This window comes from Anatilimnocola aquadivae (assembly GCF_049819085.1).
Classification (GTDB): Bacteria; Planctomycetota; Planctomycetia; order Pirellulales; family Pirellulaceae; genus Anatilimnocola.
Genome location: NZ_CP187419.1, coordinates 6,757,741 through 6,779,257, shown reverse-complemented (window position 1 = coordinate 6,779,257; position 21,517 = coordinate 6,757,741). Strand labels below are relative to the sequence as shown.

At 57.9% G+C, this 21,517-nt stretch carries 18 protein-coding genes and 1 tRNA gene; 11 read left to right on the top strand and 8 right to left on the bottom strand.

Annotation, left to right across the window (positions count from 1 at the left end; genetic code table 11):
• Positions 1-364 precede the first annotated feature (364 nt).
• The 3 genes from NA78x_RS26845 to NA78x_RS26835 form a co-directional block, all read right to left on the bottom strand.
• Positions 365-622, bottom strand: coding sequence for a hypothetical protein (locus tag NA78x_RS26845; protein ID WP_425615451.1), 258 nt, complete (start codon positions 620-622; stop codon positions 365-367).
• Positions 619-810: a hypothetical protein gene (locus tag NA78x_RS26840; RefSeq protein WP_425615450.1), complete on the bottom strand. Its 192-nt coding sequence runs from the start codon at positions 808-810 to the stop codon at positions 619-621. The genes NA78x_RS26845 and NA78x_RS26840 overlap by 4 nt, the downstream gene beginning before the upstream one ends.
• A gap of 261 nt (positions 811-1,071) precedes the next feature.
• Entirely contained in the window at positions 1,072-1,452 is a 381-nt protein-coding gene (locus NA78x_RS26835) for an STAS domain-containing protein (protein WP_425615449.1), read from the bottom strand.
• Positions 1,453-1,712: 260 nt separating this feature from the next.
• On the opposite strand from NA78x_RS26835, the gene tpx reads away from it, so the two are divergent.
• From tpx to NA78x_RS26810, 5 genes are all read left to right on the top strand, one after another.
• Entirely contained in the window at positions 1,713-2,231 is a 519-nt protein-coding gene (gene tpx / locus NA78x_RS26830; protein WP_425615448.1) for a thiol peroxidase, read from the top strand.
• Between the two features lie 183 nt (positions 2,232-2,414).
• The gene (locus tag NA78x_RS26825) at positions 2,415-3,068 is read left to right on the top strand and encodes an SHD1 domain-containing protein (protein WP_425615447.1); all 654 of its coding nucleotides are present in this window, start codon (positions 2,415-2,417) and stop codon (positions 3,066-3,068) included.
• Positions 3,069-3,089: 21 nt separating this feature from the next.
• Positions 3,090-5,366, top strand: coding sequence for an SHD1 domain-containing protein (locus tag NA78x_RS26820; protein ID WP_425615446.1), 2,277 nt, complete (start codon positions 3,090-3,092; stop codon positions 5,364-5,366).
• Between the two features lie 69 nt (positions 5,367-5,435).
• Complete coding sequence (locus NA78x_RS26815; RefSeq protein ID WP_425615445.1) at positions 5,436-7,775, top strand: SHD1 domain-containing protein; 2,340 nt, start codon at positions 5,436-5,438, stop codon at positions 7,773-7,775.
• A gap of 121 nt (positions 7,776-7,896) precedes the next feature.
• The gene (locus NA78x_RS26810; RefSeq protein ID WP_425615444.1) at positions 7,897-8,895 is read left to right on the top strand and encodes a rhomboid family intramembrane serine protease; all 999 of its coding nucleotides are present in this window, start codon (positions 7,897-7,899) and stop codon (positions 8,893-8,895) included.
• Positions 8,896-8,908: 13 nt separating this feature from the next.
• Here the strand turns inward: NA78x_RS26810 and NA78x_RS26805 are convergent, their stop codons facing one another.
• A complete protein-coding gene (locus tag NA78x_RS26805; protein ID WP_425615443.1) occupies positions 8,909-10,243 on the bottom strand; it encodes an acetylxylan esterase in 1,335 nt (444 codons plus the stop codon).
• A 172-nt stretch (positions 10,244-10,415) separates the two neighbouring features.
• Positions 10,416-12,182 (bottom strand): hypothetical protein, encoded by a 1,767-nt coding sequence (locus NA78x_RS26800; protein WP_425615442.1) that lies wholly within the window; start codon positions 12,180-12,182, stop codon positions 10,416-10,418.
• A 488-nt stretch (positions 12,183-12,670) separates the two neighbouring features.
• Between NA78x_RS26800 and NA78x_RS26795 the strand changes: the two genes are divergently transcribed.
• The 5 genes from NA78x_RS26795 (at position 12,671) to NA78x_RS26775 (ending at position 16,917) form a co-directional block, all read left to right on the top strand.
• Complete coding sequence (locus tag NA78x_RS26795; RefSeq protein WP_425615441.1) at positions 12,671-13,843, top strand: EAL domain-containing protein; 1,173 nt, start codon at positions 12,671-12,673, stop codon at positions 13,841-13,843.
• A 499-nt stretch (positions 13,844-14,342) separates the two neighbouring features.
• Complete coding sequence (locus NA78x_RS26790) at positions 14,343-14,792, top strand: type II secretion system protein (protein WP_425615440.1); 450 nt, start codon at positions 14,343-14,345, stop codon at positions 14,790-14,792.
• 200 nt (positions 14,793-14,992) lie between these two features.
• Positions 14,993-15,661, top strand: a complete 669-nt coding sequence (locus NA78x_RS26785) for a redox-sensing transcriptional repressor Rex (RefSeq protein WP_425615439.1) — start codon at positions 14,993-14,995, stop codon at positions 15,659-15,661.
• 86 nt (positions 15,662-15,747) lie between these two features.
• A tRNA-Gln gene (locus NA78x_RS26780) sits at positions 15,748-15,818 on the top strand.
• A gap of 13 nt (positions 15,819-15,831) precedes the next feature.
• On the top strand, positions 15,832-16,917 hold the full coding sequence (locus tag NA78x_RS26775; protein ID WP_425615438.1) for a formylglycine-generating enzyme family protein: 1,086 nt from the start codon (positions 15,832-15,834) through the stop codon (positions 16,915-16,917).
• Between the two features lie 16 nt (positions 16,918-16,933).
• Here NA78x_RS26775 and NA78x_RS26770 read toward each other — a convergent pair whose 3' ends face one another.
• Complete coding sequence (locus NA78x_RS26770; RefSeq protein WP_425615437.1) at positions 16,934-17,896, bottom strand: tetratricopeptide repeat protein; 963 nt, start codon at positions 17,894-17,896, stop codon at positions 16,934-16,936.
• A 244-nt stretch (positions 17,897-18,140) separates the two neighbouring features.
• Between NA78x_RS26770 and NA78x_RS26765 the strand changes: the two genes are divergently transcribed.
• The gene (locus tag NA78x_RS26765) at positions 18,141-18,626 is read left to right on the top strand and encodes a hypothetical protein (protein ID WP_425615436.1); all 486 of its coding nucleotides are present in this window, start codon (positions 18,141-18,143) and stop codon (positions 18,624-18,626) included.
• Positions 18,627-18,665: 39 nt separating this feature from the next.
• Here the strand turns inward: NA78x_RS26765 and lpxA are convergent, their stop codons facing one another.
• Both lpxA and NA78x_RS26755 read right to left on the bottom strand, forming a co-directional pair.
• Entirely contained in the window at positions 18,666-19,535 is an 870-nt protein-coding gene (gene lpxA, locus NA78x_RS26760) for an acyl-ACP--UDP-N-acetylglucosamine O-acyltransferase (RefSeq protein ID WP_425615435.1), read from the bottom strand.
• A gap of 279 nt (positions 19,536-19,814) precedes the next feature.
• Positions 19,815-21,467 carry a pyridoxal phosphate-dependent decarboxylase family protein gene (locus NA78x_RS26755; protein ID WP_425615434.1) on the bottom strand — a complete coding sequence of 551 codons (1,653 nt, stop codon included), beginning with the start codon at positions 21,465-21,467 and terminating at the stop codon, positions 19,815-19,817.
• Positions 21,468-21,517: the final 50 nt, after the last annotated feature.

The following is a 21,517-nucleotide window of genomic DNA, read 5'->3' as shown; positions in this document are numbered from 1 at the left end:
AGCCGCGAGATTACACCCTCGCGGCTTTCTTATTGTAGTAACTTAGGCCGCAGCTTCCAGCACGTCTTGGATTGACCATACGCGGTCCGTCAGCCCAGCAGCCATCGCTGGAGTTTACTTTCCCTTGCCGCACGATTCGTGCTTGCGGCAGAAGTTGTAGAAGGCGACGAACAGCGTCATCATCGCCGCGTGGTGTTCGGCGCTTTTCGAGTGAGCGTTCGTCAAGCGAGTCATGCGGCGATTGTGCATGCGAATCGAGAGGTTGAACCGCTCGCTAAAGCTGAAGCTGGGTACTGTCCGACGTCCGCGGATATGAAAACCGAACCCGCGCCGGCGTGCTGACTTGCGGCGAAGTGCCGAATTCTCAGGGGGTGAAGAGGACAGGGTGGAATGGATCGTTCGCCCACGCTCCGGGCCGCACCTTCCGGTCGATCTGCTCCAGGGGCCAGAAGATTCGCTCTGCCCATCGCCCACCATAGCGATAGTAAGAGGTCCGATAAACCGCGCCGGAACCACCCGTGTATTCCTGTCCCGGCACCACTAGCGCCAGATAGCTGCCCACGTACAGCAGCGGCACCAGCAGAACGAGAATGGCGACGATGAGTGGTGCGCGGTTGGTCATGGGGCGATATCATCCACAGCAATCTCCGGCATGGCACCATCACGACGGATAGTCCGATCAGAAGCTAAGTTCTGGCGTTGCATCAATCTGCCGATAATGGCGGCAGAAATCGCAAAGCCGAGCATCACTAAGATTAGTTGCAGCACTGTGAACCGGAACGTTGCTGGCAGTTGTGACGGCTTGCTCATCGTCCCATTCTACCCACGCACGAAAAAGCCCCGCCAGTGTGACGGGGCAAGGTTGAGCCGGCAATGATTTTCCTGGAATCAAGCTCTCTTCGCCTGCGCGCACAACCCGGCGACATTTCCACCAGACGAGCCGCGACTCGCTCGATGATCTGGCAGATTCGCGTTTGCGAAAAGCTAGCGCACAAGCCAATGAACCACCGCCGCAGGGGCGGTGGCGAGAGGAGCGATGGCAGCGCCGCCGGATCAGAATTGCCGCAACGATTAGCGTGGTTGCCCTGGTCGATGTCCCATGACGGCATCGCCGCGATGAGCGTATTGCGGAAAGCGATCGTCCAGCCGGACCATGTGCAGCACTTGCTGGTTGCCGTCGCTGAGGCCGGCCAGTCGCAAGCAACCACCATTGGCGACGACCCGTTTGTGCAGCATCACCAATTGGCCGATGAGCCAGCTGCGCATCAAGGTGATCTGCTCCATTTCCAGCACGACGCGATGCGAGAACTGCTGCTGCATCCGGTCCCAGATTGCTTCAGCCAATTCGACTTCGCCCCAGTCTGCGCCCGTCGGGGGCATCAGCCGAATAAAGAGCCAATCGGGACCGCGCTCCATCTCAAACGTCCAACCCGGCGCAAGATCGACAAGCATGGCGTTGCTCCCACGCAATGGGTTCAGAAAGAACCCTCGATAGAATTTACCCTAACCCCTATCGCTCATCTTAAGGGTCGATTGCCGGAACGCAATTGTTTTCAGCAATACCCGGCGCGATTGTCATGAAGATGTCACGCGCGGTCCGCTAGCAACCGCTGATCGGCCCCCTCTACGATCGACGCCAGCGGCATTAGAATGCCTCTCTTCGCTGGTTCGCAAACAACCCCTTCTATGTCCAAGATATTGAGGAACACACCATGTCCCGCGCAGCTGCAGTCACGTTCAAAGGCACTCCCATGACCCTCGCCGGCGAAGCCGTGACGGTTGGTCAACCCGCTCCCGATTTCACCATCCACTTTTTTGAAGGTGGCCTGAAGACCGTCAAGCTGGCCGATCTCAAGGGGAAGGCTACGATTCTGAGCGTCGTTCCTTCGCTCGATACGGGCGTCTGCAAGATCCAAACCAAGAAGTTCAACGAAGAATTGGCCTCGTTGGGAACTGGCATCAATGCCGTCGCCGTGAGCATCGATACTCCCTTCGCCATGAACCGCTTCTGTGGTGCCGAAGAGATCAAGAACCTGAAGGTCGGCAGCGACTACTTGAACCACAGCTTTGGTAAGGCCTATGGCGTGCGGATCGAAGAACTCGGTCTGCTTGCCCGCAGCGTGTTTGTGATCGACAAGGACGGCAAGGTCGCCTACGCCGAAGTTGTGCCCGAAGTGACCAGCGAACCGAACTATCCAGCCGCTTTGGAAGCCCTTAAGAAGGCTGTCTAGTACCTGCTGAATCTGCCAGACGCAGCGATCTAATTCAATGCTCAAGGGCCCGTGAAAACGGGCCTTTGTTCGTTGATGCGTGAATGTAGTTTTTGGCGTCAATCAATTTGGTTGGTAGTGCGAATTCGATTAGACTCCAGGAACATGTCATTCCTCTCTCAAACAAACACTTCGGAGTGCCAGATGCCGAAGCTGAGCACCTGTCTCTCGCTTGCGCTGATTGCCTGCTGGCTCAACGGCTCTGTGCTATTGGCTCAGGTCACACCTCCACCGGGGCTGCCAGATCTTAAGCCCGGCGATGAGTTGCAGGTGTACGACGAAGGGCGAACGAAAGACGCGACCTTCGTGGAGTTTACCCCCGTCGGGCTGATTAAGGTTCGCTTTGAAGATGACAGCCGAAAGGCGTTTCGGCCGGCTTTGGTTCGCTTTGTCAGAGCAGCCGCCAAGCCCAGTGCACCTGTGGTCGGCACACCCAAGACCGTAGTTCCCAGCACACCAGCGCCGCCTGCGGTCGCCAATGCACCTCCTGCCGGCAGTTCCTTCACCATTGGTCCACTTCAGCGAACTCGAACCTGGCGCGATGCCTCTGGGCAGTTCTCGCTCGATGCGGAGTTCGTCAAGCTGTCGGTTGGCAAGGTGGAATTGAAGAAGAAGGACGGCAGCACGCTCAGTTTGCCGCTGGATAAACTGGCGACTGCCGATCGGGACATTGCTGAGTACTTTGCGGCGCTGGATGTTCCTTCGTCAGCCGCGTCCGGTACCACGACGACCCAACCAACCACTCCGGGCTTTCGCTCAGTACCTGCTGGCGGCGGGCCTGCTGCACCTAACCGATAGCGGCCGGAGCAAAGGCGAAGAATGCGTTTTGGCTCACTCCTGACGATCGCTGCTTGCCTGCTCTGTGCGTTGGCAGTTTCCGCGCGCGGTCAGGAGTTTCAAGTCGTGCCCGGGATGGTCGTCGAGGTTCTCGACGGTGCGGGGGATATCCGTGGAGCCGAGTTCGTCTCGATGGTGGGCACCACGCATGTCAAAGTGAAGATGAAGGATGGGAACGTCCTCACCTTTCCCGTGAATCGAGTGCGTGTACCGCAAGCCCGATCTTCGACCGGCGGCAGTGTTGGCCCACGGGTTTCGGTTCCCGGTTCCATCACGCAGGAATCGCCCGAAGCAATTGCCGCGGCAGGCAAGCTCGCGGGCCTGCGTACCTGGACCGATGCGTCTGGCAAGTTCACCATCGAAGCCGAGTTCGTTACGACCAACGGCGAGCGTGTGGAACTAAAGAAAGCCGATGGCAGTGTGGTCCAGATGCCGCTGGAAAGGCTCAGCGGCGGAGACCAGGAAATTGCCGGCTTTCTGGCTTATCGTCAAGCCATGCAGGCCAGGCTCGCGGCCACCGGCGATGGATCGGTGGGAGCAACGGGCAAGATTAGCCTCAGTGGGGTGACCAGGCTCGATCTGCCGGTCGCAATGGAATGGTCCGTCAAGGTTGACCCCAACCCTACGCCGCCGAAAACGCTGATCAATAAGCCCGTTTATCTGCCCCCCCGCGATCTCGAGAACAACTACCAGGACCGCTACGAAGCGGTGCTCATCGACTCGGCAAATCACTGGGGCTGGCTGACGTTCCGCAACGGCAGCAGCAGCGATTCGCAGTACCGACTCGAACGAATCGATCTGCAAACGGGCCGCATCTTGCCGGTGGTGTTTATGCCACGGGCCAGCAAGGTTCTTTCGATTAGCCCATCGGGCAAGCTATTGGCTGTCGCGCAGATTGATCCCTCGGGCTACAACAAAAGCCAGCTGTTGCAGATCTGGGAAGTCTCGCTGACCGGTCTGCGGTGGCTGAAGACGTTGCAGCCTTTCGAGAATGACTCTTCGGACTACGACGAAAACGAAACCAATATTCGCCTTGCCGAGTTCATCGACGACGATAACCTGCTGCTGCAGAATCAAGAAAAAGACTTGCTGCTGCTCGATGTAAAGCAAGCCAAACCCAAGTACTTGATCGAGGCCAATCGCTACCGCTACGAGAACGGCCGCAAGACAACCTGGGTGACTGAAACCATGCTCGGCCGCACCACGCCGGCCTTCAGCCCGGGGCGAAAGTACCTGGCGATTCCTGGTGCCAAGAGCGGCGTGCGCGTGATCGAGTCGCTGACAGGAACCGTGGTGGGCGAATGCGCGACGACGGCAACTCTGGCGGGTGAAGCTCAGGTCGATCGAGTTGTATTTCATCCCGATGGAACCAAGTTGGCTGCGACCACGCCGCGCGGCGTTTGGGTATGGAATGTTGCCGACGGCAAGCTGCTGCAGAATTGGGCGGGCGTCGATCTGCGCGAGGAAGGGACCTTTGGCGACGAACTGGCATTTGGCAGCCATCAGCATTTAATCATCAATCGTCGGTCTGCCTTCCACTTGCAGCAGGGAATGGTGACCTGCACCTTCGATCTTAAGGCAACCAGTTCTCAGAGCGGTGACGGCTCCAAGGCGTCGGCCGCTGGGCGAGAATGGCGCGTGGTGGAAACCAACGTGCAGGATGGCTACCGCTCGGTGCGCGTGTTTGGCCTCACCAGCTATCTGGTGCCGGGCGACGACGTGATGCGCGAGTTCAACAAACTCAATCTCGATTCGCTCATCGTTATGCCGCCCGGCGCACGCATTCGGACAAACATTGCCTTTCCCGCATCGGCGGCGGAAGTCACCCGCATTCAAGCCTCGCTGGCCAAGGAACTGAGCGACTGTGGCTGGAAATTAGTCGGGGCCGCCGACGACTGCGACTTTGTTCTGCACTGCATCATCGAAACCGGCGCAACGCGCGAGCACACTTACTACACCGATCCGTACGGCCGCGAAACCGTCAGGGCTAACGTCACCTATCTCAACGGCCGCATCACGCTGGTGAAGGCCAAGACGGGTGAACAGGTCTGGAACAAGTTGACCCAGTGGGGACCGCGGCAGACGTATCGCTTGGAACCCGGGCAAACGCTCGCCGATGCCACGCTGGTACAACCGTCGATGGAATTCTTCGGCAGTCCGCGGATTCCGCAGCGCTTCGTCAACTATCCTCCGCGGCAAGGGATCTTTCAGGCTTATGGCGACGAAGCGGGCGTGCAGGTGCGCGTCGCTCCCAAATGAGTTGGCAAACGAACCATCCGCTGTGATATGATTTCCCCAAATCACTCAGCCCCTCTTTCGAGCCAGACCATGTTGCGATTCGTGGTTGCGATCCTGCTGTTGATTGGAATGGCGCTTGCCGCTCCTGCTGCATTTGGCCAGGGTACAGGCAGCGCCCCGCTGCCGGCCCCGGGCACCGCAGTCGAGTACCTCGACGTGCGCGGAGCATTGCAGCGCGGCAAGTTCGTCGAAATGCTTCCCAATGGTGCGGTGAGGGTCCGAATTGAAGACGGCTCGACCCGACTCATGCCAGCTAATCGCGTGCGCGTGGTCGAAGAGAATGCCGCTGCCCCTCCGCTCACTGTCGTGCCGAATGCGCCCGCGACTGCTGAACCGGCCACGACGCCTGAACCCGCACAGGCGCCCATGCCCGCAGCCGAGGTGCGAACCTGGACCGATTCGACCGGCATGTTCAAAATCGAGGCTGAGTTCATTGCCCTGGCCGATAACCAGGTGGAACTGAAACGCACCGATGGCAAAGTGTTGAAGCTGCAACTCGACAAGCTCGCTGCTGAAGACCAAGCGATTGCGAAGTCACTCGCCGCGGCGATGACGACTGCGAAACCTGCCACATCGCCCGCAGCAAACCCGTTTGAAGCCGATGTTCGCGATTCTCCAGCGGTAGCAACAACGAAGTCCACGCCATCGCAACCGATGGCCCCGGCTAAGCCACCTGCTGATCGCGTGGCAACAACAAGTCCATCTGCGGCGACTTCGTTTCTGTCCGCGACGCCTCCCGAGCGCGAAGCCGTTGTCGATCTCCATTCAGCCCCGGCCGTTAGTCTGGTCGCGAGTGACAAGTGGGGCGTCGTGCCCGGGCAGGTAGCAACTACCCAACCCAAGCTTGCCAACAGTTTTCAGCCAATTTCCTCGCGCGCTGCAAATCAGCAGGAGAACCTGAAGGAGTCGTGCAGTGGCTTCGTGATCGATGAGTCCCGCAATTGGATGTGGGTCGGTGTGAAGATTGAGGTCCCCGCAGGCACACAATCGTGCCGCTTGGAGAGGTTGGATCTCGCGAGCGGCAAATTGCTTGCTCCCGTGCGAATGCCGATGATGTCGCGTCCCATGGCCGTGTCGCCCGAGTCGCGCACGCTCGTTACGGTGCGCAGCAACGACCATCTGCACCGTGGCAGCGAACAAGTCGATCTTTGGCAGATCAACGAAACCGGCCTGAAGCACCTGCAGAGTTTTCGGCCGTATTCCACGGCAATCGATCAATTCAACTCCCAGGTGCAATGGTGCCGGTTCGTGGACGAGTCGCATCTACTCACCGGTGCCGTCAACAAAAGCATCGTCATTCTGTGGGATCTTCGCACGCTCAAGCCTGTGTACCGCGTCGACTTGAGTACCGGCTACTACGCCCTGAGCCCCGACCGCAAGCATCTGGGAGTTACCACGCACGAGGGCATCTTCGTTCTGGATGCTCTGACCGGCAAAGTGCTCGGTCAGCTGGCGACTCCCCTGGCGCAGATCAAGTTCTTAGTTACGAGGGGTATTGCCTTCAGCGACGATGCCAGCCAACTCGCAGTCGTCGAATCCTCTCGCATTTGGGTGTGGAGCCTCGCGGACGGCAAAGTGATCAAAAATCTTCCGCATGAAGCTGCCCTGCCGAGCACCGGATTGTCGTTTGCATCCAATCCGCGATATCTCTACGCCGGTGGCACGGTTCTCGACTTAGAAACGAATCTGAATATTTGCGGCTACTCCTTTGAGTCGTTAACGGAGCAGACTTTCTATGGCGGCCGAGCGATTCTGTTGTTCGACTACCCGGCTCCGAATCTCGTTCGCCATCGGCTCGTGAATACGCTGGTCATTCCCAGCCCCGAAGTCATCGAGAAATCCACCTGGACCATTGAGAACAAACTACGCGTAGTGCCCCATCGAGCCAAGATTGCTCTCGCCGCGGTTCTGCCATTTTCTGCTGCCGAACAGACTCGCGTTCGTGAATCGATCGCGAGCCTATGCACCAGTTACGGCTGGGAACTTGTCGCTGAAGGTAAGCCAGCGGAGTTTCTGCTGGAGTGTGTCGTAACTCCGGGCAAGCCCAAGACGGTCGAGGTCAAAGCGCTCGGTGTACCTACGACTACGATCGACGTGCCGACGAATGAAGGGAGTATTCAACTCAAACACGTCGCCAGTAAGGAAATTGTGTGGCAAGACTCAACCTTCTGGGCTCCCTACAACTCAATCAGCCTGCGAGTTGGCCAGAAGTTAGAGGATCAATTTCGGAACCAGCCTTCTATCGATTTCTTCGCGAATCCCAAGATCCCCAAGTACATCATTCGCGGCGGCAAGATTGCGTCGGCGATCGGCGCCAGCGTCTCTGCTGACGAAGGTGTCGTGTTGCGTGGCAATCTGTATGTTCCCTAAACGACCTGATGGCTCGCTGGTCGCAGGCGGACACAAGCGAGGCGGGATTGTCGAACTGGCCTCTCCCTGCGACGATTGAGCGACGTAAAGTCCCGCTGTTTCGCCCATCGTCGATCATGCCATGCGCCAACTGACAACATTCAAGGATGAAGCTACCGCCGAGAAGTTTGCTGCGTGGCTGATAACGCAAAAGGTCGATGCGCACGCCGAACAGGAAGGTGATGCCTGGGCGCTGTGGGTTCGCGAAGAAGATCACCTGCAAAAAGCCCGTACAGAACTCGCCACGTTTCAAGCCGACCCCAATAACGCCCGCTACAGCAGTGCCCCGCGCGAAGCGGCCAAACTCCGTCAGCAGGAGTTCGAAAAACGCGAACGGGCTCAGCGCAACACGATCGAAATGAGCGGCCGCTGGGGCAAAGGCGGGACGCTCCCGCGCTCAACCCCCATCACGCTGTTCTTGATCGGCGCCAGCGTGCTGGTGGCAGTGCTAACCAGCATGGGTACGTCCAAAGATCTGCGAGTGATCGGCCAGCTGCAGTTCTCGGGTGGCCGGCTCCATTCGTTCCGAGACGCAGATGGGGAACTTCGCATCCCGCTGGTACCGGTTTGGCAAAGTGTGCAATCGGGCGAAGTGTGGCGACTCGTCACGCCGATCTTTCTGCACTTTGGCATCATGCACCTCGTGTTCAACATGATGTGGTGCTACGACCTAGGCGGCCAGGTCGAAGCGAATCTCAAGAGCTGGAGATTCGTAATCTTAGTGCTGGTGATTGCGATCCTTTCGAATATTACTGAAGTGGTTCTCGGCTCGATGTTGCGAGGCAGTGACTTTCCGCGATCCGGAAGTTTCGGCGGCATGTCCGGCGTGAACTATGGCCTGTTCGGCTTTATCTATATCCGCGCAGCCGTTCTCCGGCAGAGCGACTACATCCTGCGGCCCGGCACCGCCCTAATCATGTTCGTCTGGCTCTTCTTGTGCATCGCGGCCGACTTTTTACCCCAGAGTCTGGCTGGTGCACTTGGTTCGGTTGCCAATGGTGCACACGTGGGCGGGCTGTTAGTGGGAATGGCGCTCGCGTATGTGCCGTTCCTGTTTGAACGGCCAACAAAGTCGGCTTGATTTACCGCGGCTCTCAATTCGCTGAGAAGTGTTTGTCGGCGAAGTCGAGAAAGGCTTGCCAATCGACGCGGTTCATCGAGTGCTTGCCGGGGCGTATGAAATAGCCCAGTTCGTGGCCGATGAGCTTGTTCATTTCCGCCTTAGCATCGGCATCGATGCCACGCTTGCCGTACAGCGCATAGGCCGGAGCGGCCGCCTTCAGCACTTCCAGTTGGCCATCGGGATTGGCCCAGGAATCTTCCTGAGCGTTCGAGAATAGGACCGGCCGTGGAGCACAGATGGCCGCCAGGCAGTTCTGATCGAAGGGCAGCCGCGCGGGCTCGTCATTGAAGTTGGTGAACTCATCGCAGAACCAATGCGGGAACGCCGTGTTGATCCGCTTCACTGATTCGCCAACCGTACCACGGCTCGGCGCTGTGCCACCGCAGCCTGCCTGCGTGGGGATGGCAAGTGCGATCCGCTCGTCCATGGCTGCTGCGAGCAGAGCCGTCTTGCCGTTACGAGAATGACCCACCGCCGCAATTTTCTTCAGATCCAGCTTGCTCCCCGATTTGGCCAGTTCCTTTTCTTGCTTCACCAGGGCATCGATCACACGGTGATAGCCCCACGACCAACAGGCAATCGCACCTGCATCGTCGCTCTGGAGCTTCAGGTCCGGTTTCAGTTCGCCATTGAGGCCATCGGCAAAGTCAGCAGTGTCCGGGTCGATGTCGCCGCTGTAGAAGTTCGCCAGCGCATAGCAGCGGTCGATAATCAGGTCGACATTCCACACGTCGGCCTGGCTGCCGCGGCCGGCGGCGGTGGCGTGATCGTTTTCGACCCCTTTGCAAGACTTGTAGACCCAGGTCTCGGGAATGTGAACTTGCTCACTTTCGACGACGGCATGATTGCCGCAGAAGTTCATGCCGACAAACACTGGAGCCGGCGCAACACGTTCGTTGGGAGTGGCGAGCAGCACATAGATGGTGTGCTTCGACCAGGCAACATCAGCGGTGGTCGACTTGCGCGGCAACGTGAAGCGCACAGCCAGTTCCCGCAGTGTGGCTTTGCCGTTCAAAAACTGGGGATTCACGAACAGTTGCTTGACATCAATCGACTCGGGCACCGCGGGCAACTTGCCGTACATGTAGTGCTGAAACAGCTGCTTCAATTCGGGGCGGCGAGCAGTCTCCCACTCTTCCTTCGTGGCGATCTTCTTGCCGGACATCGCCACCAGCGGACTGGGCAGTTCGGCCTGGGGTTTCAGATCGGCAAACGCGGGGAAGGTCTGCGCACTGGCACTCGGTAGCAGCGACATCGCCACAACGAACAGGCTAGGCACGCAATAACACAGGCGAGAGACATTCATCGGCAACACTCCGGGGCAGCTTCGTTCGCGGTTCAGTCAGGCCCGAAGGTATCGCCCAGATCGCCGGAATGCAATTTTTGGAGCCAAGAAAAGCAAAAGCGGCGGCCCGATCAATTTGACCGGACCGCCGCAGCGTTTATTCGACCAGAACCACAATCGTCAATTCAGCAAGTTACGATCCGCAGGTGTCGCAGCTGACGCAAGAGCGGCAGCGACGAACCTTGACGCAGCAAGGTTCGCAGCAAGGAGTCGGGCAGCAGACCTGCACCGGCACTTGCTTGCAAACGCACTTCGGCACGCAACGGGTCACGGTGTAGGGAACCTGACGGCAGACGCAGCGAGGCACTTTCACCGTGCGGGTGTAGTGAACCGGCTTGCAGACGCAGTAAGGAACTTGCTTCACGCACTTCTGTTCCACCATGTTGCACACGGTGTAAGGCACTTGCTTGCTGTGTTGTTCAGACACCATTTGGCAAGTGCGGTAGGTGACGATCTTCGAACGCTGTTCTTGCACCATGTTGCAGACCTGGTAAGCGATGGTCTTGGTCTTCTGCTCGCGAACCATTTGGCAGCAAGTGTAGTTGACGACCTTGACCTTGTTTTCGCGAACCATGTTGCAGCAGGTGTAGCTGATGGTCTTGGTGCGAGTTTCTGGAACCATGTGGCACACCTTGTAGGTGAGAACCTTGGTCCGTTGTTCTGGCACCATCGTGCAAACCTGGTAAGTGCAGGTCTTGCGGATCACTTCGGGAACCATTTGGCAAGTGGTGTAAGTGCAGGTCTTAACCTTCTGCTCTGGCACCATCGTGCAGACCTGGTAGCTGCAGGTCTTGGTCTGTTGTTCGTTGACGTAACGGCAAGTCGTGTAAGGAATCATCTTCTTGATGACTTCCTTTTCGTAACGAACGCAGTTGATGGTCTTTTCGCAAACTTCAGGCACCCAAACTTTGGTGCAGATCTTGCGAGGCGGGCATTGAACTTGAACTTGCTTGCAGGCACCGGGGCAATAGACGCAACGGCAGCAGCAAGGGTCCCAAGTCCAGCAGCCTGGCTCTTGAACGCACTTGGTCATGACCGGGCCGGGGCATTCGGTAACTTGAGTGTCCCAGTGACCCGAGCAAACCTTAACGGTCTTGGTATAGTGAACTGGCTTGCAGATTGTTTCGCAGCATTCGCGGTGGCAAGTTTCATACACTGGCTTGCACACGTTCACGCAGTAAGTACGAGTCTTGGTTTCGTACACAGGCTTGCAAACGGTGTAGCAAATCTGCTTCTGGTGAGTCGTGTACACGGGCTTGCAAACGGTGTAGCAATACTCTTTCGTGCGGGTCTCGTACACGGGCTTGCAGACCGTGTAGCAGATTTCCTTGGTCTTGGTTTCGTACACAGGCTTGCAGACCGTGTAGCAAACTTGCTTCTGGTGAGTCGTGTACACGGGCTTGCAGACCGTGTAGCAGATCTCTTTTTGGTGAGTCGTGTACACGGGCTTGCACACCGTGTAGCAGACCTGGCGGTACTTGGTTTCGTACACAGGCTTGCAGACTGTGTAGCACACCGTCTTCTGGTGTGTTTGATACACAGGCTTGCAAACGGTGTAGCAGCAAGTTTTGTACTGCGTGGTGTACACGGGCTTGCAAACCGTGTATTCGCAGTTGCGGTAGTGCGTCTCTTGGACGTGCTTCACGCAATCAATGGTTTTTTCGTCGTAGACCGTGTCGTACACGTTCTTGTAGCAGGTGTACTGCTGTTGTTCGTACACCGTCTCGCGCACGGTCTTCATGACCGTGTGGCACTGCTGTTTGCAGGGCTCGTACCCGACGGGGTCGCAGCAGCCTACGTTTTTGTAGCTGACTGCGCCGCAGCAGGCGGCGGAGCTGGTGTTCACCGTGATAACGGTCAGTAGAACCGCTAGCACCGGCAGACCCATGAGGGCTTTCATTGTCCGATCTCCTTGACTCACGTGTGGCTCACTCAATAAACGCTGTATCTGGTCTGGCGAAACGCTCGCCTTTGTTCTCGACCCAGGTCTTGGCCGGCAGAATCCTCAAACGCTGTCGCCCGTTGAGGTACTACTGGCCCTTGATCCGCGCAGGTCAACGTAAAACGCGCCGGCGCAGCGGTCGGTCTAGGTTCTCATCGGTCACTTTGGGCAAGTGGCTTGAGATGGGGGGTATGAGCAAAGTTGTTTTGTTCCGTAAGAGTGGCCAGCTAGCACTCTCTTAGCGATCACGCTGCCAGTAGCGTTTCGGCCGGTTGGTCTCTTTGCCCGGTATCTGCGACAGACTCTGCCTGCTAGTAGCTTCGGGGGCTACCAGTCGCATGTTTTGCGGTCATCGAGCAGATCTATGAGCTAGGTTTCGAGAGACCGGGGATTTCTCCCATCTCCGTGCACTTTCCAGCGACCGGTTTTCAAGGGGATCTGTCGAGATGCCTCAGCGGCATCCAGCGATCCAAAATTGGCCCGTGATGATTAAAGCACCTGCCCCTAACACCACAAAAATTACTTGGTACCTGACCGGACGCCTCAGCGTCATGGGCAAGGTCGAGAGTATTGATCTCACGGCGTCTCCGTTTCAAATCGGCCGTCGCCATGGCCTGCCGTTGTCGCTGTCGTATGCCACCGTCTCGGGTTTGCATGCCGAGATCGTCTGCGAAGAGGGCTACCTATTTATCCGCGATGCTGGCAGCACGAACGGCACGTTCGTCAACGGCAAGGCTGTGCACGACAAAGAGCCTCTGAGTGACGGCGACTTGATTCAGTTTGCCGATGTTCCGTTCCGGGTAGGCATGAAGGTTCCCATGGGAACCAGTTCCACACTGTGCGATCCTTCAGGAGCCTCAGAACGTGCCTTGTCGCTGATTCAGTTCGATAAACTGATGAACGAACGAGACGTGGTCCCTCACTTCCAGCCGATTTTGGACATTCGCTCGGGAAAGGTGACGGGCTACGAAGTGCTGGGCCGCAGCAATCTGTTTGGCCTGAAGACGCCGCGAGATATGTTCCTCGCGGCTTCGCAACTCGATCTCGAAGCCGAACTGAGCACCATGTTGCGCGTGGCCGGTTTGGAATGCGCGCCGCAGGTCGATACGAGCCTGAGCTTGTATTTGAATACACACCCGACCGAAATCGTCACAACCTGTCTGTACGACTCGCTCGTTTCTCTGCGTGAAACCTTCCCCAATCAGGCCATTACGCTCGAGGTTCACGAAGCCTCGGCAACCGACCTGGCTTCGATGAAGGAACTGAAGCGACGTCTGCACGACCTGGGAATCAAGCTGGCCTACGACGATTTCGGCGTTGGTCAGTCGCGACTGGTGGAACTCGCCGAAGTGAGCCCCGACGTCGTCAAGTTCGATATGCAACTGATTCGCGACATCCATCTCGCTCCGCCTCGCCAACAGCAAATGTTGGCCAAGCTGGTGCAAATGGTTCGCGAACTCGGCAGCGCTTCGTTGGCAGAGGGCGTCGAATCGGAAGCAGAGCACCGTTGCTGCTGCGACATGGGTTTTGAGCTGGGCCAGGGTTATTACTACGGCAAGCCTCTGCCTGCTCCTGATCTGCCGACTCCCCAAGTGGGTCGCCTGCGGCCGCTGTTCTAAGCAGGCCAGTCGCAGGGGAGCTTCACCGCCAGACACGCGTCATGCGGCAATTCCTTCTGGGCCGCGCATTCACTGCAGCAATTGCCGCTGCTGCCCACGTTCGCGCCGAAAGGCGTTGGAACGGAGCTGTGAGCTGTGAAACGCTAGACAGGTTTTCGATACCGCGAACGAGACGATGCGAAAGTTTTACAGTCCGATCGAGGGGGCTGTGACCAGCGGTGACAGCTGTAAGACCGCCACAGGCGATGCAACCCTTGCGGTCAACCACCAATCTCACTCAGTTCGGCGTTTTTCTTTGACGGTGCATCTGCCGCGACCTAATTAATCACAGAAGCATTTCGTGACGCATCACAGGTTACCGGAACGCTTCCAGAAGCCACGGCAACACGACTTCGCACCAACCTCGCCTGCCATGAGGTAACTGCGTGCTGATGGATGAGAGCGGCGGCGGCACTCGATTACCAGAACCTGTTCCCTACGTCCCCTTCGCGAGATTGACATGAAACGCAAACTTCGTTCGGCCTTTACCTTGGTTGAAATCTTGATTGTGGTCGTCATCATGGCCATCTTGGCTGCCACGATCATCCCGCAATTCACCGATTCGTCGATGGATGCCAAAACCGGCACCGCCAAGTTCAACCTGGCCACCCTGCGTGGTCAAATCGAACTCTACAAGACACACCACGGTGGCGTTAAGCCCAGCACCACATTGATTGAACTGACTCAATCCACCAACGCGGCCGGCACCGCTGGCACTGGGGCCGCATACCCATATGGCCCTTATTTGCGAGAACTGCCGGTGAACCCCATCACCAATAGCCAAGCGGTGAAGGTTGTCACGACCAATCCCGCGACTGTGGCCGATTGCACCTCGGGTGGCGGTGGATGGCTCTATCATGCCGGCAGCGGCAATGTGTGGATTGACCACTCCGATTTCGTCACCGAGTAAGTCTCAGCAGGTAACAGGCGAAGGTCGAACAGGAACTGGCTGGCAGAAACTCAAAGGCCTGATTCGCAAATGCGGGTCGGGCCTTTTTTCGTTGCGATGCTAGCCCGATCTATTCTTGTTCCGACCGCTCAGCCGGTTTACAGTAAACCCTCGAACGGATTCCAAGTTCGCAGGGGTTTTTGTCTGGTGGGATGGGGTGCATGGCGGAAGCCAAAAAGAATGCCGACGAAAGTGCCGAACCCCAAGTTCCGCAGGCAGTCGTCAGCCGCCTGAGCCTGTACCTGCGCGAATTGCAGCACCTGGTGCGAGACGGCTTTGAGACCACCAGCTCGACGCAGCTCGGTCGCCTGCTTGGCTTTACCGACGCTCAAGTACGGAAAGACCTCGCCTATTTTGGCCAGTTCGGCTATCCCGGCATTGGCTACCGCTGTGCCGAGCTGATCTCGGCCATCAAGAAGATTCTGGGGACGAATCATTCCTGGTCGCTGGCGATCGTGGGTATGGGTAACCTCGGCCGAGCCCTCATTGGCTACCGGGGCTTTCACCAGCAGGGCTTCGAAATTGTCGCGGGCTTCGATACCGATCCGGCGAAAATCGGCAACAAGATCGAAGGTCTGCAGGTCTATCACCTGGACGAAGTGACCCAGGTCGTCAAGGAAAAGAACATTCGGCTCGCCATCGTGGCTGTCCCGTCTGCCGTCGCCCAGCGTGTAGCCGATGCCCTCGTTTCGGCCGGCGTCGAAGGGATTCTCAATTTCGCCCCTGTCACGCTGGTCCTGCCCAAGCACATTCACACGGTAGGTGTCGACCTGGCCATTGAACTCGAGCAGCTGTCGTTCAACGTGGTCAGCAAGATGGCCAAGGAGTGATTCGCGGGGATTTTCCGCGAACTCCCGTTGTCGAAAAGCGGTCAATTACTACAATGATTCGCTTCGGTTCCGCTTTGGCGGGCCATTCGGGGATGGTGTAATGGTAGCACAGCAGATTTTGGTTCTGCTTGTCTAGGTTCGAATCCTAGTCCCCGAATTCGGTTGATCGAATGCTGATTTCTCTGCCGCCCGCGATCACGATTCTCTTGGCGGCCCTCCCTCTCACTCGTTACGTAATCACTCCAACCATGCACACTCGCTGCGCAAGTCTTTCGCTGGTCGTCGTGCTCGCGGTTCTCGCAAATCTGGCGAGCGGTCAAGAAGCCAAGCCGAAGGTCGACGTTGTTACCAACTCCCTCGGCATCAAGCTGGCTCTGATTCCCGCCGGCGAGTTCCAAATGGGAAGTCACGAGTCGTTGAAAGAGATCGAGCGGGCCTTTCCCGGCAATGAATACGAATCGAAGCTCGAGCGGAAGATCCTCGACGCCGACGAGTGGCCGCAGCACAAGGTGCGCATTACCAAGCCCTTTCGCTTGGGCGTGCATGAAGTAACCGTGGGTCAATTTCGGCAATACGCCAAGGAGTCGGGCAACAAGACCGAAGCCGAGGCCGATGGCACCGGAGGCTGGGGCATCAACAAGCAGACCGGCAAGTACGAGGGTCGCAAACCGGAGTACAACTGGCAAAACCCAGGCTATGCAATCACCGACAACCACCCCGCTGTGAACATCTCTTGGAACGATGCCACCGCCTTCTGCAAATGGCTGAGCGAGAAGGAAAAGAAGAAGTATCGCCTGCCCACCGAGGCGGAATGGGAATATGCCTGCCGAGCGGGCACCAAGACCCGCTTCTTCACCGGCAACGATCCCGAGTCGCTCTCAAAGCATTCGAACCTGGCCGATAAGTCGTCGATTGCCGAAGGCAAGAAAGAATTCCACGACTACGATCGCTTCGCCCTGAAGTCGAGTGACGGACACTTCACTCCGGCACCTGTCGGCTCGTTCGAGCCCAACGCTTTTGGCCTGTACGACATGCACGCCAACGTGTGGGAATGGTGCCAGGACTTGTACGACGAGAACTACTACGGCAAGTCGCCAGCGGAAGACCCGAAGGGGCCCACGGAAGGCAAGCTGCATGTGCGCCGCGGCGGAGCGTTCCACACGTTTCCGATTTACGTCCGCTCGTCGTTCCGCAATTGGAACACGCCGTACACGCGCTATTTGAACCTGGGTTTTCGCGTGGCCTGCGAAGAATAGCACCGAAGCGTGCTGTTTAGCGATCGATAGTGCCCGGGCCCAACGAAGCTGTCAGCTGTTTGGGTTGCGAAGCGAGCTCCCGTTGCATCTGCAGCGAAGGAGCGTGACGGGGATCGATCTGCAGAGCACCATTCAGGGCAAGATTGGCAGCGGTCGGATCGCCGGCCAACATACGCGTTTGAGCCAGTTCAAACAGCATCTCGGCAGTAGGTTGGCCCTGATTTACGGCCGCAGCGATGCACTCGGCCGCATCTTGATTGCGATTCAACTGTCGCAGCACGATCCCTTGGCGAAAAAGAACATCAGCGGGCACATTGCCCGGGGGAAACTGATCGGCCAGCGATTGCAGGGTGGCGAGGGCTCGCTGAGGTTTGTGACTTTGGCTGTAGATCTCCGCGAGGGCGACCTGCACTTCGGGAAAGTGCGGGGTGTAGCTGAGCGCCCGATGATAGGCGGCGAGCGCTTCGTCTCGCTGGCCGGTGGCTCGATAGACATTGCCTCGCAAGGCCCACGCGTTCGGCAAGTGTTTGTTCGCGGCGATTGCCTTGTCAGCTTGTCGTCCGGCCGCAGGCAAGTTGTTTTGAGCTAGGTACATCTGCCCGAGTTGAACGAGCCGTTCTGGATCGTCACCGGAGAGCTTGACCGCTTCGACCATGTGGGTCACGGCTTGGTCTTGAGCGCCGCGTCGCCAGAGAGATTCGGCATAGCCGCAACGGGCACGTTCGTCTTTGGGAGAGGCTGCAACGGCTTGGGCGAAGAAGGTTTCGGCCTGGTCCCAGCGGCCCTTTTGCTGGGCGTCTTTGCCTCGCAACGAGAGTTGCCGCGTGAGCGATATGGTCTCGTCGGATTCCTTGCGACACGGCAGCGAGCGACAGCCGCCACAACAGCCCGTCAGGAAGAGCAAAACAACGACCCAGCCCGCAGCCCGTTTGGGTTTGCGTTCGCGCAGCAACGTGCTTGGCGGTGACGTCTGGGGCATCCGTGCCTGTCTGGTTGACGATGGAACAAGGCGCAGGCGGGCAAAGCCTAACGCTGGGTATCGATCCTATCGGCAGACCCCGCTCAATCATTGAGCCGGGAGCCCGCCGAACAGGTAGTAACGAGGAATAGCAAATTCCGGTTGAAAAGAAAAGGAGAACCGCCCGATTGGCTCTCGCTAGCGACCCGGCCGCGGTACGCAACCGGCCACTATTCAGCTGGCAATCGTCGCGGTAGGTTGACGAGTGAGTTTCACGTTTTGCTTGCTCGATTTCTGGTGGCTGAATATGCCGGCGGTCTTTGAAAAATTCGGTGTCCGGCTGCTGTATCCGGAAAACTGGCAGATCATCGATATCGATGCCGAGGGGATGCCGTACTCCTTCACCCTGCAAAGCCAGGAAACAGCCTACTGGACGCTGTACGTCTTTCCACCCGGTCACGAGATCCGGCCCAAGGTCAAAGAGATCTGCGAAGGGCTGGAAGCCGAGTACAAAGAGATCGAAGTCATTCCCCGCGAAGAGATGATCGGGGATACCAAAACGAAGGGCGTCGATATCGCGTTCTTCTATCTTGACCTGCTCGTCGAGGCTAGGATTCGCACCTTGCGAACGCCGTCCGCCACGCTCATTTGGCACTATCAGGCCGAGAGCCGCGAATTTGAACAGCGCGAGCCGGTGTTTCAGGCGATCGCGGTCAGCATGATGCAGCAGTTGGTGCCACTGCCGGAGTGAGTGCTCAACTCCGGTTTACTTGGGAAACGACTCAGTGAGTCAGGCAGCTTCACGCTTGCTGGTGTCGGCAACATCTTCCATGTCGTCGTCGTCGGCACCCACGATTTTCAGCGTGGCCTTGCGGCTGATGCGGCGTTCTTGCACGAAACCGCGCTTGCCTTGCTTGAGAAACTCGAAGAACTCGGCAGCGGGCCCTTCGTTGAACTCAGCCTTCAAAATCTGCAACACTTCGGTCCAGCGCAGACCTTGGCGATAGATAACGCGATAGGCTTGCTTCAGTTCCAGAATTTGTTCGGGCGTGTAACCGTTGCGACGAAGACCGACGCGATTGAGACCGACGATTTCCGTCGAACCGCCACCTTCGACCATCATGAACGGAGGGACATCCTGCACGATCTTCGCGAGGGCACCGACCATGGCCAGATGTCCGATGCGGCAGAATTGATGAACGCCCACGCCGCCCGAGATGTACGCGCGATCTTCCAAGTGGCAGTGGCCGCCGATCATGGAATTGTTGACGAGGACGCAGTTGTTGCCGATGCGCACATCGTGGCCAACGTGCGAGTTGACCATCATCAGGTTGTGGTCGCCGACGATCGTTGAAGCATCGTTGGCATGGCCACGGTGAAACGTCGCATTTTCGCGAATGCGGTTATGGCTGCCAATAATCAGTACGCCGCCGGGCTGCATTTCGACCAGATGCTGGGCCTTGGCACCGAGCACGGCGCCTTCGCCCACTTCGTTGTTGACGCCCAGCGTGGTTCGGTTTTTGACGACCGAACGCGCTTCTAGTTTACAGTCGTCGCCAATTTGCACCTCGGCTTCGATGACGCAAAACGGGCCGACAGTCACATTGCGGCCAAGTTCCGCGCGGGGATCGACAATCGCCGTTGGATGTATGTGGGCCACAGGTGCTCTTTTCTCGCGACTTGCTGGGTGGTCGCTCATGGGGGTTTTGGGTCGGTTGTCTAGTGGGCCGATCAGTCGCTGGGTTCGCTGCTCGTCGCCACCCCACATCATTCCGCGTCTAGCAATGGAATCGGAAAAACCCGGTCTGCGCGTTGAAGCGCAGGTGCGGATTATGCCAACTTTGCAGAACCTGTCGACATCAATTTTTTCTCCCGGCGGCACACGCTCTGCCTAGCTTCTCTGGCTTGTGCTAGCGAACCAAGAATACCCACGAGTCGCTCAGTTCGTGCGGTGGGCCGCGAGGACAAAGTCGCGAGTTTCAAGAACGTGCGCAACAACCGAGTTCATGCGTCCTTCGTCCGCGAACGGTGATAGCACGTAACTCTTCAGTGCAGAGATTGGCTCGCCGCAATCGGCCAGCCGATAGTTGCCTGTGTAGCCCAGAGCCACACCGCGGCCCGCCATGGCCTCTGCATGCACCCGTTCGTAGATCAGCCGATTCAATTCATTGTTTTGCTGCAACTGCTGGCGATAGCCGCTGTCGTGCAGTTCCCGCTGCTTGACCTGAAAGGTGTCGGTTCCCCGCGGATACGCCCGGAATAAGGTCACGGGGCCGAAGTTCTGATCGTTCATCACGGAAAGCTCTGGCCTGGCACCGATCTGCTCGCGGAGCAGTTCGGCCATTTCCACCGCATGGCCAATCAGCGTTTGAAACCCTTCGCGGCCGAGCAGCAGCAGATTGGCGAGTGCCGCCATGACTCCCGTCGCACTTCGGGAAGTTTCGAGCGAGAAGAGCCCCGGGTGATATTCGCCCGAGTGGAATAAATAGGGCGTTGTCGAGCGGTCTCGCACAATCTGACTGAAGTCAGTTCGATCGCGCAAGAGAAACAGCGACGAGATGTACGGCGCGAAGCCCGTCTTGTGAAAATCGATCCCCAGCGAATCGGCCAGATGCAAATGCTGTACAGCGTGCTGCGTGGAAGCGAGTGCCCGCAAGGTACGGCCGCGAAAGCCCAGCGGATTCGCGGAAAAATCGTAGTCGTTGAAGACCGACCAGGCCCAACCAATCACGGCGTCGGCATGAATTTGCGGCAGATAGTCGAGTTGCAACTCAGCGACCAGTCGTTCTCGCAGCGCATAGATGGCAGCCAACTCATCGACACCAAACGCATCGGTCGTTCCCATGGTGGCCACGATCGCGGCAATTCGCTGGCCTGCTTCATGTGCCGCGCGAATTGCCAACTCCAGCTGAGCCAGGTCGATGGAGTTGTTCGAGTGCGTCGCAACCTTAATCACGCTGCTCTGACCGAGTCCCAGCCAACCGGCAGCGGTCGCACAGGCGTAGTGACCTTGCTGCGAGCAAATCACTACCGCAGGCCGGTGCAGACCACGCTCGAAGACATCAGGAATTGCTTTCTCCAAGCCAATTTTGATGCCGTACAGCAGCGTACCGGTGCCGCCAAAGGTGAAAAGGCCACCCGCACGCTCGGCATCGTAGCCCACGAGTTGAGCCGTCATCGCGGCCACACGAACTTCAGCCTCGGAACAGCCGAGATTGGCCTCGTCGCTGCAGAGGTTCGGGTTGTACATCGAAGGCAACATCACGCCGACGATGCTGGCGATGGAAGGATGCGCGACGACATTCACCTGGCTGCGCGGATGGCCGAAGATCAGCTGACCATCCAGGCAATGGACGAGTTCAGGAATCACTTCTTCCAGCGAACGGCCCAGTTGAGGGAAGAGGGCGTGCCCCGCAGCAGCGTAATCTGGCGTGCGGGGAGTTCCCAGAATGGGCGCTTGGGTCTTGAGCGCATCGACTTGATCGAGCGCTTTCAACAGCGAGAAGACGACGTAGCCATCGTGCACCGGGTTCGAAACCGGTGCCGGAAACGCTTGCCGCAGTTGCTCGAGCAACTCGTGATAGCGAGACATGGGAAGTTCTAAGTTCAGAGTTTTGAGACAGGAAGGGAACGGATGCGTTT

Excerpts from the sequence above, each read along its gene's own strand:
- NA78x_RS26845 (WP_425615451.1), bottom strand. The coding sequence starts at position 622 with ATGACCAACCGCGCACCACTCATCGTCGCCATTCTCGTTCTGCTGGTG.
- NA78x_RS26840 (WP_425615450.1), bottom strand. The coding sequence starts at position 810 with ATGAGCAAGCCGTCACAACTGCCAGCAACGTTCCGGTTCACAGTGCTG.
- NA78x_RS26835 (WP_425615449.1), bottom strand. The coding sequence starts at position 1,452 with ATGCTTGTCGATCTTGCGCCGGGTTGGACGTTTGAGATGGAGCGCGGT.
- tpx (WP_425615448.1), top strand. The coding sequence starts at position 1,713 with ATGTCCCGCGCAGCTGCAGTCACGTTCAAAGGCACTCCCATGACCCTC.
- NA78x_RS26825 (WP_425615447.1), top strand. The coding sequence starts at position 2,415 with ATGCCGAAGCTGAGCACCTGTCTCTCGCTTGCGCTGATTGCCTGCTGG.
- NA78x_RS26820 (WP_425615446.1), top strand. The coding sequence starts at position 3,090 with ATGCGTTTTGGCTCACTCCTGACGATCGCTGCTTGCCTGCTCTGTGCG.
- NA78x_RS26815 (WP_425615445.1), top strand. The coding sequence starts at position 5,436 with ATGTTGCGATTCGTGGTTGCGATCCTGCTGTTGATTGGAATGGCGCTT.
- NA78x_RS26810 (WP_425615444.1), top strand. The coding sequence starts at position 7,897 with ATGCGCCAACTGACAACATTCAAGGATGAAGCTACCGCCGAGAAGTTT.
- NA78x_RS26805 (WP_425615443.1), bottom strand. The coding sequence starts at position 10,243 with ATGAATGTCTCTCGCCTGTGTTATTGCGTGCCTAGCCTGTTCGTTGTG.
- NA78x_RS26800 (WP_425615442.1), bottom strand. The coding sequence starts at position 12,182 with ATGAAAGCCCTCATGGGTCTGCCGGTGCTAGCGGTTCTACTGACCGTT.
- NA78x_RS26795 (WP_425615441.1), top strand. The coding sequence starts at position 12,671 with ATGCCTCAGCGGCATCCAGCGATCCAAAATTGGCCCGTGATGATTAAA.
- NA78x_RS26790 (WP_425615440.1), top strand. The coding sequence starts at position 14,343 with ATGAAACGCAAACTTCGTTCGGCCTTTACCTTGGTTGAAATCTTGATT.
- NA78x_RS26785 (WP_425615439.1), top strand. The coding sequence starts at position 14,993 with ATGGCGGAAGCCAAAAAGAATGCCGACGAAAGTGCCGAACCCCAAGTT.
- NA78x_RS26775 (WP_425615438.1), top strand. The coding sequence starts at position 15,832 with ATGCTGATTTCTCTGCCGCCCGCGATCACGATTCTCTTGGCGGCCCTC.
- NA78x_RS26770 (WP_425615437.1), bottom strand. The coding sequence starts at position 17,896 with ATGCCCCAGACGTCACCGCCAAGCACGTTGCTGCGCGAACGCAAACCC.
- NA78x_RS26755 (WP_425615434.1), bottom strand. The coding sequence starts at position 21,467 with ATGTCTCGCTATCACGAGTTGCTCGAGCAACTGCGGCAAGCGTTTCCG.